This window comes from Lactococcus sp. LG606, from assembly GCF_017309645.1.
Lineage (GTDB): Bacteria > Bacillota > Bacilli > Lactobacillales > Streptococcaceae > Lactococcus > Lactococcus petauri.
In genome coordinates this window covers 1,125,105-1,140,295 of record NZ_CP071301.1, presented here as the reverse complement: position 1 = coordinate 1,140,295, position 15,191 = coordinate 1,125,105, and the positions used below count along the sequence as shown (strand labels likewise).

Annotated in this window: 18 protein-coding genes and 2 pseudogenes; 16 read left to right on the top strand and 4 right to left on the bottom strand. The window is 36.7% G+C overall.

The features are described 5' to 3' along the window. Positions 1–28: 28 nt before the first annotated feature. From J0J35_RS05570 to J0J35_RS05555, 4 genes are all read left to right on the top strand, one after another. Positions 29–2,014 (top strand): ATP-binding cassette domain-containing protein, encoded by a 1,986-nt coding sequence (locus tag J0J35_RS05570; protein ID WP_206916015.1) that lies wholly within the window; start codon positions 29–31, stop codon positions 2,012–2,014. Between the two features lie 118 nt (positions 2,015–2,132). Next, positions 2,133–2,384 carry a hypothetical protein gene (locus tag J0J35_RS05565; RefSeq protein ID WP_206916010.1) on the top strand — a complete coding sequence of 84 codons (252 nt, stop codon included), beginning with the start codon at positions 2,133–2,135 and terminating at the stop codon, positions 2,382–2,384. A gap of 74 nt (positions 2,385–2,458) precedes the next feature. After that, positions 2,459–2,944: a phage tail protein gene (locus J0J35_RS05560; protein ID WP_206916008.1), complete on the top strand. Its 486-nt coding sequence runs from the start codon at positions 2,459–2,461 to the stop codon at positions 2,942–2,944. A 196-nt stretch (positions 2,945–3,140) separates the two neighbouring features. Beyond that, positions 3,141–3,494 (top strand): YxeA family protein, encoded by a 354-nt coding sequence (locus J0J35_RS05555; RefSeq protein WP_165714111.1) that lies wholly within the window; start codon positions 3,141–3,143, stop codon positions 3,492–3,494. A 472-nt stretch (positions 3,495–3,966) separates the two neighbouring features. On the opposite strand, the gene J0J35_RS05550 is transcribed toward J0J35_RS05555, so the two are convergent. Next, positions 3,967–5,619: a SulP family inorganic anion transporter gene (locus J0J35_RS05550; protein WP_206916006.1), complete on the bottom strand. Its 1,653-nt coding sequence runs from the start codon at positions 5,617–5,619 to the stop codon at positions 3,967–3,969. 307 nt (positions 5,620–5,926) lie between these two features. Here J0J35_RS05550 and J0J35_RS05545 point away from each other — a divergent pair, with 307 nt between their 5' ends. Beyond that, positions 5,927–6,256 carry a pentapeptide repeat-containing protein gene (locus tag J0J35_RS05545; RefSeq protein ID WP_206918173.1) on the top strand — a complete coding sequence of 110 codons (330 nt, stop codon included), beginning with the start codon at positions 5,927–5,929 and terminating at the stop codon, positions 6,254–6,256. 59 nt (positions 6,257–6,315) lie between these two features. Here J0J35_RS05545 and J0J35_RS05540 read toward each other — a convergent pair whose 3' ends face one another. Both J0J35_RS05540 and J0J35_RS05535 read right to left on the bottom strand, forming a co-directional pair. Beyond that, complete coding sequence (locus tag J0J35_RS05540) at positions 6,316–6,483, bottom strand: hypothetical protein (RefSeq protein WP_016170871.1); 168 nt, start codon at positions 6,481–6,483, stop codon at positions 6,316–6,318. Next, positions 6,480–7,235: a hypothetical protein gene (locus J0J35_RS05535; RefSeq protein ID WP_206916004.1), complete on the bottom strand. Its 756-nt coding sequence runs from the start codon at positions 7,233–7,235 to the stop codon at positions 6,480–6,482. Before J0J35_RS05535 ends, J0J35_RS05540 begins: the two co-directional genes overlap by 4 nt. Before the next feature lie 292 nt (positions 7,236–7,527). On the opposite strand from J0J35_RS05535, the gene J0J35_RS05530 reads away from it, so the two are divergent. The 3 genes and pseudogenes from J0J35_RS05530 to J0J35_RS05520 all read left to right on the top strand — a co-directional run. Continuing rightward, the gene (locus J0J35_RS05530; protein ID WP_000713595.1) at positions 7,528–7,698 is read left to right on the top strand and encodes a hypothetical protein; all 171 of its coding nucleotides are present in this window, start codon (positions 7,528–7,530) and stop codon (positions 7,696–7,698) included. 13 nt (positions 7,699–7,711) lie between these two features. After that, positions 7,712–8,314 (top strand): recombinase family protein, encoded by a 603-nt coding sequence (locus tag J0J35_RS05525; protein ID WP_001062586.1) that lies wholly within the window; start codon positions 7,712–7,714, stop codon positions 8,312–8,314. A gap of 15 nt (positions 8,315–8,329) precedes the next feature. Then, positions 8,330–9,007, top strand: a pseudogene (locus tag J0J35_RS05520) (DNA topoisomerase); the annotation flags it as partial. Positions 9,008–9,254: 247 nt separating this feature from the next. Here J0J35_RS05520 and J0J35_RS11740 read toward each other — a convergent pair. Next, positions 9,255–9,389 (bottom strand): hypothetical protein, encoded by a 135-nt coding sequence (locus tag J0J35_RS11740; RefSeq protein ID WP_255538600.1) that lies wholly within the window; start codon positions 9,387–9,389, stop codon positions 9,255–9,257. 130 nt (positions 9,390–9,519) lie between these two features. On the opposite strand from J0J35_RS11740, the gene J0J35_RS05515 reads away from it, so the two are divergent. The 8 genes and pseudogenes from J0J35_RS05515 to J0J35_RS05480 all read left to right on the top strand — a co-directional run bounded on the left by J0J35_RS05515 (position 9,520) and on the right by J0J35_RS05480 (position 15,181). Beyond that, positions 9,520–9,816 carry a hypothetical protein gene (locus tag J0J35_RS05515; RefSeq protein WP_002360685.1) on the top strand — a complete coding sequence of 99 codons (297 nt, stop codon included), beginning with the start codon at positions 9,520–9,522 and terminating at the stop codon, positions 9,814–9,816. Continuing rightward, positions 9,817–10,233, top strand: a complete 417-nt coding sequence (locus tag J0J35_RS05510) for a recombinase (RefSeq protein ID WP_000323438.1) — start codon at positions 9,817–9,819, stop codon at positions 10,231–10,233. It abuts the gene before it with no gap. 19 nt (positions 10,234–10,252) lie between these two features. Continuing rightward, a complete protein-coding gene (locus J0J35_RS05505; protein ID WP_206918171.1) occupies positions 10,253–11,797 on the top strand; it encodes a recombinase family protein in 1,545 nt (514 codons plus the stop codon). 142 nt (positions 11,798–11,939) lie between these two features. Then, positions 11,940–12,164, top strand: a complete 225-nt coding sequence (locus J0J35_RS05500; RefSeq protein ID WP_000205227.1) for a helix-turn-helix transcriptional regulator — start codon at positions 11,940–11,942, stop codon at positions 12,162–12,164. A gap of 14 nt (positions 12,165–12,178) precedes the next feature. Then, complete coding sequence (locus J0J35_RS05495; RefSeq protein WP_029170889.1) at positions 12,179–13,048, top strand: nucleotidyltransferase domain-containing protein; 870 nt, start codon at positions 12,179–12,181, stop codon at positions 13,046–13,048. Next, positions 13,029–13,763 carry a bifunctional 2-polyprenyl-6-hydroxyphenol methylase/3-demethylubiquinol 3-O-methyltransferase UbiG gene (locus tag J0J35_RS05490; protein ID WP_000662263.1) on the top strand — a complete coding sequence of 245 codons (735 nt, stop codon included), beginning with the start codon at positions 13,029–13,031 and terminating at the stop codon, positions 13,761–13,763. The genes J0J35_RS05495 and J0J35_RS05490 overlap by 20 nt, the downstream gene beginning before the upstream one ends. A 32-nt stretch (positions 13,764–13,795) precedes the next feature. Then, the gene (locus tag J0J35_RS05485) at positions 13,796–14,704 is read left to right on the top strand and encodes an aminoglycoside nucleotidyltransferase ANT(6)-Ia (protein ID WP_001255866.1); all 909 of its coding nucleotides are present in this window, start codon (positions 13,796–13,798) and stop codon (positions 14,702–14,704) included. After that, a pseudogene (locus J0J35_RS05480) lies at positions 14,701–15,181 on the top strand (GNAT family N-acetyltransferase). The gene J0J35_RS05485 and the pseudogene J0J35_RS05480 overlap by 4 nt, the downstream one beginning before the upstream one ends. Positions 15,182–15,191 lie beyond the last annotated feature (10 nt).

Here is a 15,191-nt window from a genome sequence, read left to right as displayed (position 1 = left end):
ATATCTTTATTATTAGAAAGAAGAAATTATGCCCGTATTAGAATTAAAAAACATTAGGAAATCATACTTTTTAGGTAAAGATGAATTTCCGGTGCTCAAGGGGATTGACCTTGAGTTTGAGCGTGGAGACTTTGTCAGTTTACTCGGTGAGTCCGGTGGTGGTAAATCAACCCTGATGAATATCATCGGTGGCTTGGACCGTGAATATGATGGTGATGTTATCATCGATGGTGTCGCGCAAAAGGCGAAGAAAGAAAAAGATATGGATGCCTATCGCCGTGATACTATCGGCTTTATCTTCCAGTCTTTCAACTTAATCAACTACTTAAGTGTGCTTGACAATATCTTGATTAGCTTGAAAATGACAAGCCTATCAGAAAAAGAACGTGTCGAACGTGCGGTTGAGTTAACCAAACAAGTTGGCCTTTACGAGCACCGTAAGAAAAAACCTGCACAGTTGTCAGGCGGACAAAAACAACGTGTAGCCATTGCGCGTGCTTTGGCCAGTGATCCTGAGATTATCCTTGCTGATGAGCCTACAGGAGCGCTTGATTCGCAAAATACGAAAGAAGTATTGGCCCTTCTCCGCCAAATCGCACAGTCTGGTAAGACAGTGATTGTCGTCACTCACTCTCAAGAAGTTGCTGACTATGGGACACGTACGATTCGTCTGGCAGACGGACAGATTATCGGAGATGAGCGTGACAAGCCAGCTTATCCTGTGCCAGATGAAGCAAAATCCTTCAAGACAAAGGCACTTTCTTATGGTGATGTGGTTAAAACAGCCTTTAAGCACTTTACAAACACTTGGAAAATCAATCTTCTCATTGCTATAGGTACAGCCATTGGCTTATTCTCAGTTATTTTCTTCCTCGGTTTAGGTACTGGGGCAACAAAATACATGAACGATCAGGTCACAAGCTTGGCAAATCCAAATATTATTACTGTGGTTCAACGTGACTCTGCAAATAATCAGGGTAAAGATAATGATGAAGCCTTCTCAATTGCGCAGCAAACAATGCTTGGGATCTCTGATAAAAACATCAACAAGTTGAAGGACTTGGATAATGTTAAAACAGTAGATGCAGGGATTACAAAAGCAGGTGCTGTGACTCTTGACTATAAGGGGCAAACAACAAGTAGCCAAGCGATTATGTCTTGGACGCCGATGATTCAGTCTTCAACATTACACGCGGGTTCAGAACCAAAAGGTAAACAAATCGTTATCTCTGAAGCAGACATGAAGAAGTTTGATCAAAAAGCATATGAAGCAAAAGACTGGAAAGCTGTGATTGGTAAAACAGTCAAGGTAAGCTTCCAAACTGTGGATAAAAACAATACTCCTGTGACTATCACAGAAGATATGGAAATCTCAGGCGTCTTGCAAGACATGCCAATGGTTGGTACTTTGACTTCAACAGAGGCATTGAAAGAAATGCTTACGGCAAATAATATCGATGCGATGCCAAACACAGCCTACGTCACTGTGACAGATACAGATAAAGTTAAAGATGTAACCAAAGCTATCAATGATATCAAAGATAATGACAAACTTGTGTTTGCCTCAACAAATATCGGTAGTATGTTGGATACAATCACAGATATTACAGGGATTGTCTCAACTGTCTTGGCTGCCATTGCTGGTATTAGCTTGATTGTTTCAATCTTTATGATTGTGGTAACAACTTATATGTCCGTTGCCGAACGTACTAAAGAAATTGGGGTCCTCCGTGCCTTAGGTGGACGTCGTAAAGATGTTTCTCGCATGTTCACAGCCGAAAGTGTTATCCTTGGCTTGTCATCTGCAGTTATTGCGATTGCTCTTGCCTTTGCGGGACAAAGTATCATTAACAAAGCTTTGCATAGCTTAGTCGGCGGAAATATCGTTCAGATTACTTCGGGACATATTATCTTTGCCGTTATCATTGCGCTGATTATCGCTTTACTTTCAAGCCTTGCACCTGCAGCACGTGCAGCACGCTTGAACACTATCGAAGCCTTGGCTGCTGATTAATATATAAGAAGAAGTTCTACGAAGAAGTAGGGCTTTTTTTGTTGCTCAATTATCCTCTGCGCATATCTTAGAAATAGAGGAGGTTGCTCCAGATATTACTCAAGGGGTTTCGGGAGGGATGCGTCGCGCCTTTGCCTTTTCTCTTGCAGATGTTAACCGTCTGTCTGGAACAGGCTTAGGTCTTCCTAATCTAGCACAACGTGTAGACGCTAACGATAGCTGGTGGTGGACACGTACCCCTGTTAGTGGGAGCCATGTTTGGTATGTGAGCAATAGCAGCCCTAGAGGTCATTTGGTTAGCCATCATTCCACGAATCGCGTTACCGCTGGAGGAGTCTGTCCTGCCTTAATCATCATCAACCCTAACTAAAATTAACAAGTGAAACCTCCCTAAGTACCCATAAATTTCTGCTATAATGAAGAAAAAAGAAGCAGGAGGTCTTTATGGCATATAAGATTAATTTTAAAGAAGGACAGGTGGAAATGACAGGACTGGAAAGCTCAACTGTAGCAGAAAGCTTAGCGGGATTACGTGCCAATGAAGCCCGTTATTTCTGGAACAAATATAAATTCGAATACATCACTTTTCCTGCTGTGGAAAAGGAAAAAGAAGTCGCTTGGCTGAAAAAATTGTTGAAAGAGGAGCGTGATCTTGAGTTTGCATCTCCTATCTTGGAAGTAGCGATTTATGAAGATGAAGACATCTACTGGCCAGAGTTTTACTTTGAAGATGGCATGGTCATTAATGTCCTCTATGAGAAAACGGCTGAGGAAGGGAAGAAGCCGAAACGTGCGGTTGGCTTCAAACTTTCAGTCGGTATGGAAATACCACAAGAGCTGGATGGGAAATTCAAGTTTGCGCGTCAGCGTTCAAAACTTGCGGGTGAGATACGTGGGTCGTACTTTGTCTTGAAGCAAGACTGGGTTTAGCAGGAATTTCAGAATGCTGTTCTCTTTCTAACTGAAAATTGCGGCGCAAAAATACCGAGAAGCATATAATCTTTTCGGTTTTTATTATCTAAAATTACATGCAGTGCTTAAAAGCTACTTTTCATATTCATTTTATTAAAACCGAGTCATCAGAACATGATATAATCAAGATAATGAAAAGATTAAGGATGATAAAGTGAAAAAAATTATTTTGCTATATTCTGCTGTTTTCCTAATCATTGGTGGTAGTGCTTATTCATGGTACAAGTCCCAATATAAGGGAGATAATTATTATGTAAGGATTTATGATGCGTATAAACCTAGTGAAAAAGAAGTTTATAAAAAAGGTAAAAAAGTAATCCAGTATACTTACACAGTACAAGGGTTTGATGAAAAGGGAGACAGTCAAATATTAAAGTTCAGTACTTTTTATAAAATAAAACCATATTCTTATTTAGAAATTTTTTACAACGAAGAAAATGGAAGTGTCGATTGGGTAGGACGTGATAGAAGTGAAATCCCCAAGAATGCTTTAGAACAATTACAATAAAAATATTTCTCTTGCTGAGTAGCTCTTTTAAAAAATAGAGTGTGATGATGTGTGCTTAATACTTCTGACTTTATATGTCAGAACAATCATAAAATGTCTGTTTTATTTCAGGGGCAACAGGAGATGTTTCGGGGAGAAAGTGTCTACTTTCAGTCCCTGCCTTGGCAGTTTTTCTGTAATACCATTTTTCCAGCGTACAAACTTTAGATTAGTTTCTAAAGTTTTTTATTTTTTCTTCGAGTTGTTTCTTATGTTCTCTCATAAAAACGAGGTGTTCGTTTAATGTCTCATCACCTTGAATACACCACTGGATAAATTTTGCGATATCTTTGATTGTGATGAAAAAGTCTCACGAAATCTTATTCGAGAGACTTTAGACTATATGTGTTTGCACTATAACGACAGCTGTTCTGTATTAAAACAAACTGTCGCACTAAAATATCATTGTTTCTTCCAAGACTACTTTTAATAATTAAGCAAAGCTTTCTGCACGTTCAAGCGATGCATCAATATTTTTACAAATGTTGTCTCGACCTATTTTTTCAATAAAACCAGCTTTTTCCATAACATGATAGGGTTGTTCATTGACATGAGAAAGGATTAATGTCATTTTCTTCTTTTTGCAAATTTCAAAAGTTTCTTCAAGAGCTTCAAGTCCTGAAATATCCATCGCAGGTACATTACGCATCCGTAGGATCAAGACCCTTTTTCCTTCCTCATGTGTAAAATTAAGAAATTCAGTTGTAGCGCCAAAAAATAAAGAACCAAATATTTCATAGACAACGGTATGTTTGGGAACCCGTTTTAAATCAATATCTTCAGAAATTTCTTCATTGTCTAGGTTATCTTTATCTACCCATTGACGAACTGTAGCAACATCTGACATACGTTTCAAAAACAAGAAGGCTGCTAAAATCATTCCGAATTCAATGGCAACAACCAGATCAAAAAATACTGTTAAGAAAAGTGTAATTAATAAAACTGCAATGTCACTCTTTGGTGCTTTACGCAGCATGTAAATAAAGGTGCGCCAACCACTCATATTATAAGCAACTATAACCAAAATTGAGGCTAAACAACTCATAGGTATAAGTGAAGCATAAGGCATTAAGAATAAGAGAATTAAAAGTAAAGTTAATGTATGAACTATGCCAGCTATTGGTGTACGTCCTCCATTTTTTACATTAGCTGCTGTACGTGCAATAGCACCTGTAGCAGGAATACCGCCAAACAGCGCAGACATCATATTTCCCACTCCTTGCCCCACCAATTCAGCATTTGAGCGATGCCGACTCCCAATCATACCATCTGAAACCACGCATGAAAGAAGTGATTCAATAGAAGCTAAAATCGCAATAGTAAAAGCAGGGGAAATCATTTGGCGAATTAAAGAAAAGGATAGGTTTGGCATTGTGAGTGTGGGTAATCCTGCCTTGATGGTATACAAATCACCAATCGTAGCCACTGGTAAATGTCCGAAACTGACAATAGCTGTTGTCACTATAATAGCAACAAGTGAACCGGGTATTTTTTGAGACACATGTGGCCAGAAAATCTGAATAAGTAAAGCAAGCATCCCAATCATTAAAGTTGGCCACTGAATTGTATGGAAGTGCTGTACATAGCTTACCCATTTTTCAACAAATTCAGCTGGAACTGCTCCCATATCAAGTCCGAACAAATCTTTTAGCTGTCCTGAAAAAATTCCTATTGCAATACCCAGTGTAAATCCTACGGTAATTGTTTTAGGAATAAATTTAATCAAGTTTCCGAAGCGGAGAACCCCCATCAGAATCATCATAATACCTGCTAAAAAGGTTGCAATTGTTAACCCACTCATTCCATATTGAGCAATAATACCATAAATAATAACAACAAATGCAGCAGTCGGCCCTCCGATTTGAACGCGACTTCCTCCTAAAAATGAAATAAAAAAACCTGCAACAACAGCTGTATAAAGTCCCTGCTCTGGTTTCACTCCTGATGCAATTGCTAAAGCGATGGATAGCGGTAAAGCAATGATTGCGACGATAATACCAGCAATAAGATCTTTGGCAAATTGCTCTCTTGAATAATCTTTAAGAACACTAAACAGTTTTGGTTTAATATATTTAAAAGTGTTCACTCTTTCCTCCTATTTCTATATACTTATAAAAAGTCAACTCTAACATTTTATCATACTTAAAATTAAAATACAGAGAATATTTAAATATTAGGATTCCAACAATGTTTTGGACTCAAAGTAGGACCTCTGCTTGACTAAGATGTTGAGGATTGTTGAAATTAGATAATATAACTATTTTGTAGTTTTGATTAACTTGATGCACTCAAGCTTAAATATATGATAGGTGAATAAAAATTTTAAAACAAAGCTCTGTTAAGGAAAAAATATCTTAACAGGGTTTTATTTTGTATCTTTATCCTAGAAAAAAATACTAAATGTTACAAATCTCAATAATAGTGAATTTATTGAAACAGATTTCAGAGAAGGTTATTTACCGAGTGTTAAATTTAAAAGTGCAAACTTGGAAAATGCAGATTTACGTGGTGCAATACTGAAAAATACTAATTTTACAAGCGCAAAACTAAAAGGAACAACCATTGACAATACTTTTTTTGAAGGTGCTGAAATTTCAGGAATTGACTTAACAGGGAAGGAGTTTGTAAATGAAGATTTCCCATATGTAAGGATTAATGATAATGTATGTTCTACCGATGAAAAAGATATAATACTAGAAGGACATCTTCAAACGCTATTTTAAAAATAGGAAAAACTCAAAACTTAGGAGTTTTGAGTTTTTTTTTGCTTATTTCCAATTTCTTATTTAGAAAAATCTTTGATTAACCCTGTAACTGATACAATTAGAATAATAACCAATAAAATTTTAATGATTAATTTTCCAAGACTCTCAAGGCCAGTAAAGAATGTAATAATGAGACCAATTATAGCCAAAGTTGTCATTGCAATTTGATATTTATTTGTTTTCATTGCCAACCAACTCCCCATACAATAGCATTGCTTCCAGCGATAGGAATAAATTGAGGAGAAGAATTAAACACAATTCCTCCAGGGATAAATTTACCTACAGATAATCCTAAAACACCTAATGCTGCTTGAGCAGCTCGAGCTGGAACATAAACACCAGCAATTACTAATCCAGCACTAGCTGCATATTGAGTCTGTGCTTTATTTATACCAATACGAAGTCCCCACCAATAAACATGTAAATAAGTAGAACCATTATGATATTTTCCCATAGTCGAAATTTGAGATTCTTTAGCTTCTTCTTTAGCCGTTTTTTCATCATTTGCTACAACTACAGAATCTCCAGTTTGAACAGTATTTTCCTTAGGAGTAGAAGCAATGATTTTTTTCAAAGATTCATTACTTTTGTCAACTATGTCATTTAGAGAAGAAATTTCATCTTCTGAAGCATTGACGGGTATTTTTGATTTATTAATTTCAAATTGTCCAGTTTTATCATTTAAGCTTACTGCGTTATCAAAACGATTAACAAATTCATCATTCACTTTCCCATCTTCAACAGGTTCCACTGGAACACTTTTTTCATCGATAACAGTATCCAAAGCTACTAAATTTTGACTTTGTTGAGTAGTACTAACTTGGGGCTTATAATTGTTTTCTTGATGATTTTGAGCAGTAGTATATGCATAAGTACCACTGCTAAGAAGTAATAATGTTACACATGATAATGTAATTTTAAATTTTTTCTTTTCCATAAAATTTCCTTCTAGAAATCATTGTGATTAACTAAACAATTATATTTTAGTACAATTCTAATTATTCTGCTATTATTAACTTTAGAAAATTCAAATTAATTAACATATGGTATTTAATGCGTCGATACTAACACCTCATAACTTTATAAGTTTTGAGGTTATTTCATTTTATGTATCTATTGGTATAATAAAATCGTCCATCAGAGTATACTTATTTGTCCTAATATGGTTTTAGCAGTATAATTGACTTGGTGAATAGGTCATTTAAGTTGGGCATAATAGGAGGAGTAAAATGAAAAAATTTATTTATCGAGTTTTAGAAAATGACGAAGTGGTGGCTATTTTTAATGAGCAACAATATGCGCAAGATTTTATCGCTTACGAAAAGACAATTTCTGATAAGCAATTTGAAATTGAAAAAGTAGATATAGCTGATTGGTTATTGCAACCGAGAGAATTTTAGAGGTTGGTTGAAAATGGCTAAAATTGGTTATGCACGTGTCAGTAGCAAAGAACAGAACTTAGATAGACAACTGAAAGCGTTAGAGGGCGTTTCTAAGGTCTTTTCAGACAAATTAAGCGGTCAATCGGTCGAACGCCCACAATTACAAGCTATGCTTAACTATATTCGTGAAGGGGATATAGTTGTTGTTACTGAATTAGATCGATTAGGACGAAATAATAAAGAATTAACAGAATTGATGAATCAAATTCAAATTAAGGGGGCAACCCTGGAAGTCTTAAATTTACCCTCAATGAATGGTATTGAAGATGAAAATTTAAGACGGCTGATTAATAATTTAGTGATTGAATTGTATAAGTACCAAGCGGAATCTGAACGCAAACGAATTAAAGAACGCCAAGCCCAAGGAATTGAAATTGCTAAGAAAAAAGGAAAATTCAAAGGGCGACAACCTAAATTCAAAGAAAATGATCCACGTTTACAACACGCTTTCGATTTATTTTTGAATGGTTGTTCCGATAAAGAAGTTGAAGAACAAACTGGAATTAATCGCCGAACGTTTAGAAGGTATCGATCAAGATACAACGTGACAGTAGATCAAAGAAAAAAACAATGAAAAGAGGGATAGTTAATGAGTACGGTTATTTTAGCTGAAAAACCAAGCCAGGCATTAGCCTACGCAAGTGCTTTAAAACAAAGCACCAAAAAAGACGGTTATTTTGAGATCAAAGACCCACTATTTACAGATGAAACGTTTATCACCTTTGGTTTTGGGCATTTAGTCGAATTAGCAGAACCAGGTCATTATAACGAAAAGTGGCAGAACTGGAAACTTGAATCTTTGCCGATTTTTCCTGATCGATACGATTTTGAAGTTGCAAAAGATAAGGGAAAGCAGTTTAAAATTGTTGCTGAACTTCTCAAAAAGGCAAATACAATTATTGTCGCAACAGATAGCGACAGAGAAGGTGAAAATATCGCCTGGTCGATTATCCATAAAGCAAATGCCTTTTCTAAAGATAAAACGTATAAAAGATTATGGATCAATAGCTTAGAAAAAGATGTGATCCGAAGCGGTTTTCAAAATTTGCAACCAGGAATGAATTACTATCCCTTTTATCAAGAAGCGCAAACACGCCAAATTGCCGATTGGTTGATCGGCATGAACGCAAGCCCTTTATATACCTTGAATTTACAACAAAAAGGCGTACAAGGTACATTTTCATTAGGACGTGTACAAACACCGACTTTATATCTCATTTATCAACGCCAGGAAGCAATAGAAAACTTTAAAAAAGAACCTTTTTTCCTGAATAATTCATAGTTTTACTAATAGTCTTTCCTAACATTGATTTAATAGTCTTTAAAGTATTCTGCTTCATCACCCATTAGGTGATGAAAAAAGAACCCCTTTCTGATTTAGCGGACAAATACTTTGACCTAATCTCAGAAGATATAAAAGAAAAAATAATAAAATATCCGATTTATACTTTGTATAAAGAACTAAAGTAGTTAGCAAATCATTTACAGCAAATCACTATGTTCCACATACCATTTTACATACTTACCTTATCCACGACACATGTTGAGATAGTATCGAAGATAAAGAAAGTTGCTCCATGTTGTTTTTGCGAGATGGGGAAATCAAAGCCACATTGACAACCATGATGAATAAGCTTGCTTTCAGTCATAAGCTAATCCTAGAACCACTTTTCAAGTCAGTTAGCCAAATCGATGAAGAAAGCGACCGTGAAAGAATGGACGCTATTGATAAGCTAATGGAGCAACTATTGGAAGAACGCAATACCCTTTATTGCACTGATGTCCAAAGGTTTCCTAGAACCTGCTCTTTTTAATCAGGAACGAAATGTTTTAGATAGTGAGATTAAAAATCTTACTACCGAAAAAACAAACCTGGTAACGAACTCTGCGAGTGGGGTTTTGCGAGCAAACGAGATAAAGGACCTCATTAATTATGTGTCAGCAGATAATTTTAATGGTGACTACACGGAAGAACTATTTGAAGAATTTGTAGTGAACATCATTGTAAATTCCAGGGATGAGCTGACATTCAATTTGAAATGCGGTCTTTCCCTGAAAGAAAAGGTGGTGAGATAAATGGCATATATTCCATATGGATACAAAATTCAAGATGGAGTGGTTACTGTCGATGAAAAGGCAGCAGGTCAAGTAAAGGTATTCTTTGAGAAATACATATCAGGACTATCCCTTACAGTGGCTGGCGAACAGGCAGGTATTGAAAAGACACATTCTGTGATGGGGCGCATTTTGAAAAACGTCAACTACCTTGGAAATGATACGTATCCAGCAATTATTGATAAAGAGATATTTGATAAAGCTGAAGAAGTTAGAGATAAACGTGCAAAGGATTTAGGACGAGTGGTAGAGCTTGCCGCTTTCACCTCTCCCCCTCCCAAAGAACGATTCAAAATGAAAAAGGCAGATAATAAGATGCCAGTGGATCCTTTTGAACGAGCAGAATACTTATACAGTCTGATAGAAAGCGAGGAATAAAGTGACAGAGAAAAATATAATGGTTATTCCTGCTCGTAAAAGAGTAGGAAGTACAGCCGCAAAAGAAAAGATAAAGAAACTTCGTGTTGCTGCCTATTGCCGTGTTTCTACAGAAACAGAAGAACAAAATTCTAGCTATGAGGTTCAGGTCTCACACTATACAGAGTTTATAAAGAAAAATAATGAATGGGAGTTTGCTGGCATCTTTGCAGATGATGGTATCTCTGGTACGAACACTAAAAAGCGTGACGAATTTAATCGCATGATTGCAGAGTGTATGGACGGTAACATCGACATGGTTATTACAAAATCCATCAGCCGATTTGCGCGTAACACCCTAGACTGCCTTCAATACATTAGACAGCTCAAGGATAAGAACATATCAGTTTATTTTGAGAAAGAGAACATCAACACCACGGATGCCAAAGGTGAGGTTTTGCTGACTATTATGGCATCTTTGGCACAGCAGGAAAGCCAGAGCCTTTCACAAAACGTTAAGCTTGGGCTACAGTACCGATACCAACAAGGAAAGGTGCAGGTCAACCATAAGCGATTTATGGGCTACACGAAAGATGAAGATGGAAATTTAACTATTGTCCCCGAAGAAGCTGAGATTATCAAACGCATCTACCGAGAATACCTTGAGGGTCAGAGTCTAGTGGGCATTGGTCGAGCCCTTGAAAAGGATGGTATTTTAACAGCAGCGGGAAAACCAAGATGGCGACCAGAATCAGTTAAGAAGATACTTCAAAACGAAAAATACATCGGAGATGCCCTTCTGCAAAAGACTGTCACAGTAGATTTTCTGACCAAGAAACGAGTGAAAAATGAAGGGCATGTTCCCCAATATTATGTTGAAAATAGCCATGAAGCGATTATTCCTAAAGAGTTATTTTTGCAGGCGCAAGAAGAAATTCATCGGAGAAGCAATATCTACACAGGAGAAGGCAAGAACAAAAGAATTTACAGTAGCAAGTACGCTTTAAGTGCCATCACCTTCTGTGGAGATTGTGGCGATATTTATAGACGGGTCTATTGGAATATCCACGGAAGAAAAGAATTTGTCTGGCGATGCGTGACTAGAATCGAGCAAGGTCCTGAAGTTTGTAAGAACCGAACCGTAAAAGAAGATGAACTTTATGGTGCAGTAATGACTGCGATTAATAAGCTACTTGCAAGTGGGAACAATATGATAAAGACACTGGAAGAGAATATTCATGCTGTGATTGGCGAAACCACAGAATACCAAATTTCAGAGATTAACAACTCACTAGAGGAAAAACAAAAAGAACTAATCAAGCTGGCGAACAAGGGTCAAGACTATGACCACTTAGCAGATGAGATTGATGAGCTGAGAGACAAGCGACAGATCCTTTTAGTAGAAGATGCCTCCCTCAGTGGCGAGAACGAGCGAATCAATGAGCTGATTGAATTTATCCGCAAGAACAAATTCCGCACCTTAGAATATGATGATAAGCTTGTAAGGAAGATAATCCAGAGCGTTACAGTCTATGAAGGCCACTTCGTCATAGCCTTCAAATCTGGCATCGAAATGGAAATATGAAAACCAGAAGTAAATAGCCCATGACTCTACAGTAGAGTTGTGGGTTTTCTTTTGCTTGCTGATTATAATAATATTTTAATAACTATTGTGTTTATCAACCAAATGGTTTATAATATTCTTAGCGTAAACTTGGAGGTGCTGTATGACTACGGCAGAAATGATTAAAGAACTGTGTGAGCAAATGAATATAAGTGTTTCCGAACTTGCTAGACGTATTGGCCAGACTCCACAGAATTTCAATAAAAAATTACAACGAGAAACAGTAACCTTGGATGAGTTGAAGGCCATTGCTGATGTGCTAGGTGTCAAGTTTGTGCAGGCATTTATTTTACCAGATGGAGAAGAAATAAAAATATCTAACGAATAAAGGAGGATGTTTATATGGTAGGTAATGTTATTCAAATAGTAACAGAGAAATTATCATCTTTGCCTTTTATAGAAGGCATCGTATTAGGGGGCTCACGTGCAAGAGGCACCCATACAGAAAATTCTGATATAGATATCGGAATCTATTACAATTCAGACTCATTTGACCTGACAGCGATTAATCAAATTGCTACAGAATTGGATGATAAAAATAGAAACAACCTTGTTGTGCCTCCCGGAGCGTGGGGTGATTGGATTAATGGCGGCGGATGGTTATTTATAAATGGGTATCATGTGGATTTAATTTTACGTGATATTAAACGTGTGGAACAAATAATGAAAGATACAGAGCACGGAATTGTTACTGCCAATTATCAGACTGGGCATCCCCATGGTTATATTAGTGCAATGTATCGAGGAGAATTAGCGATTAGCAAAATACTATATGCTAAGAATGAAAGCTTATGCGAATTAAAAAAACAGGCAGAAACTTATCCCAATGCTTTGCAGAAAAGTTTAGTTAACTTTTTTATGTTTGAAGCAGGGTTCTCTTTAATGTTTGTAAAAGCAAATTCGGGAACAGACGATAAATATTATATTGCGGGTCATGTTTTTCGTATAGTTTCATGTTTAAATCAAGTGTTATTTGCATGTAATAATGCTTATTGTATCAACGAAAAGAAAGCTATAAAACTGCTTGAAACTTTTGAACATAAACCTGAAAAATATACCGAGAAGGTAAATCATATTTTTGAAGTACTCGGTATCTCACTTTTTGAATGCTACGACATGACCGAGAAGCTTTATAATGAAGTGAATGAAATTGTATCGGAGATAAATAACTTTTTAAACGAGGAGAGTTCAGATGAAAGAAAACAAATATGATGATAATATATTTTTTCAAAAATACAGTCAAATGAGTCGCTCGCAGAAAGGACTGGCTGGTGCGGGAGAATGGGAGACTTTGAAAAAGATGCTACCTGATTTTAAGGGTAAGCGTGTGCTTGATTTAGGATGCGGCTATGGATGGCACTGTATATATGCGATGGAAAACGGTGCTTCCTCTGTAGTAGGTGTTGATATTTCTCATAAAATGCTCGAAGTAGCAAAAGGAAAAACCCATTTTCCACAGATTGAATATGAATGCTGTGCCATAGAAGATGTGGATTTCCCAGAGGAGAGCTTTGATGTAATACTAAGTTCGCTTGCGTTTCATTATGTAGCAGACTATGAGAATTTAATAAAAAAGATATATAGGATGCTGAAGGCTGGTGGCAATTTAGTTTTTACAGTTGAACATCCTGTTTTTACTGCTCATGGAACACAAGACTGGTATTATAACGAAAAAGGAGAAATACTGCATTTCCCGGTGGACAATTATTATTATGAGGGCAAACGGACAGCTATGTTTTTGGAAGAAAAGGTTACAAAATATCATAGAACACTGACCACATATCTAAATACACTGCTTTCAAATAGTTTTATAATAAATCAGATTGTGGAGCCACAGCCGCCAGAGAACATGATGGATATTCCGGGGATGGCGGATGAAATGCGACGCCCAATGATGCTGATTGTATCGGCAAAAAAGAAGATGTAATAATATAGAAAAAATAAACGAGGAGTATGTAAATGAGATCAGAAAAAGAAATGATGGATTTAGTACTTTCTTTAGCAGAACAGGATGAACGTATTCGAATTGTGACCCTTGAGGGGTCACGCGCAAATATTAATATACCTAAAGATGAATTTCAGGATTATGATATTACATATTTTGTAAGTGATATAGAACCGTTTATATCTAATGATGACTGGCTTAATCAATTTGGGAATATAATAATGATGCAAAAGCCGGAGGATATGGAATTATTCCCACCTGAAGAAAAGGGATTTTCCTATCTTATGCTATTTGATGATTACAATAAAATTGATCTTACCTTATTGCCCTTGGAAGAGTTAGATAATTACCTAAAGGGCGATAAATTAATAAAGGTTCTAATTGATAAAGATTGTAGAATTAAAAGGGACATAGTTCCGACTGATATAGATTATCATGTAAGAAAGCCAAGCGCAAGGGAGTATGATGATTGCTGCAATGAATTTTGGAATGTAACACCTTATGTTATTAAAGGATTGTGCCGTAAGGAAATTTTATTTGCTATTGATCATTTTAATCAGATTGTTCGCCATGAGCTGCTGAGAATGATATCATGGAAGGTCGGCATCGAAACAGGCTTTAAATTAAGTGTAGGCAAGAACTATAAGTTTATTGAAAGGTATATATCCGAGGATTTGTGGGAGAAACTTTTGTCCACCTACCGGATGGATTCCTATGAAAACATATGGGAAGCATTATTTCTATGCCATCAATTGTTCAGGGCGGTATCCGGTGAGGTGGCGGAAAGGCTTCATTATGCCTATCCGGAGTATGATAGGAATATAACAAAATATACCAGGGACATGTATAAAAAATACACTGGTAAAACCGGCTGCCTGGATAGCACATATGCCGCTGATATAGAAGAGAGGCGGGAACAGTGATTACAGAAATGAAAGCAGGGCACCTGAAAGATATCGATAAACCCAGCGAACCATTTGAGGTGATAGGTAAGATTATACCGAGGTATGAAAACGAGAATTGGACCTTTACAGAATTACTCTATGAAGCGCCATATTTAAAAAGCTACCAAGACGAAGAGGATGAAGAGGATGAGGAGGCAGATTGCCTTGAATATATTGACAATACTGATAAGATAATATATCTTTTATATAGAAGATATCGCCGTATGTAAGGATTTCAGGGGGCAAGGCATAGGCAGCGCGCTTATCAATATATCTATAGAATGGGCAAAGCATAAAAACTTGCATGGACTAATGCTTGAAACCCAGGACAATAACCTTATAGCTTGTAAATTCTATCATAATTGTGGTTTCAAAATCGGCTCCGTCGATACTATGTTATACGCCAACTTTGAAAACAACTTTGAAAAAGCTGTTTTCTGGTATTTAAGGTTTTAGAATGCAAGGA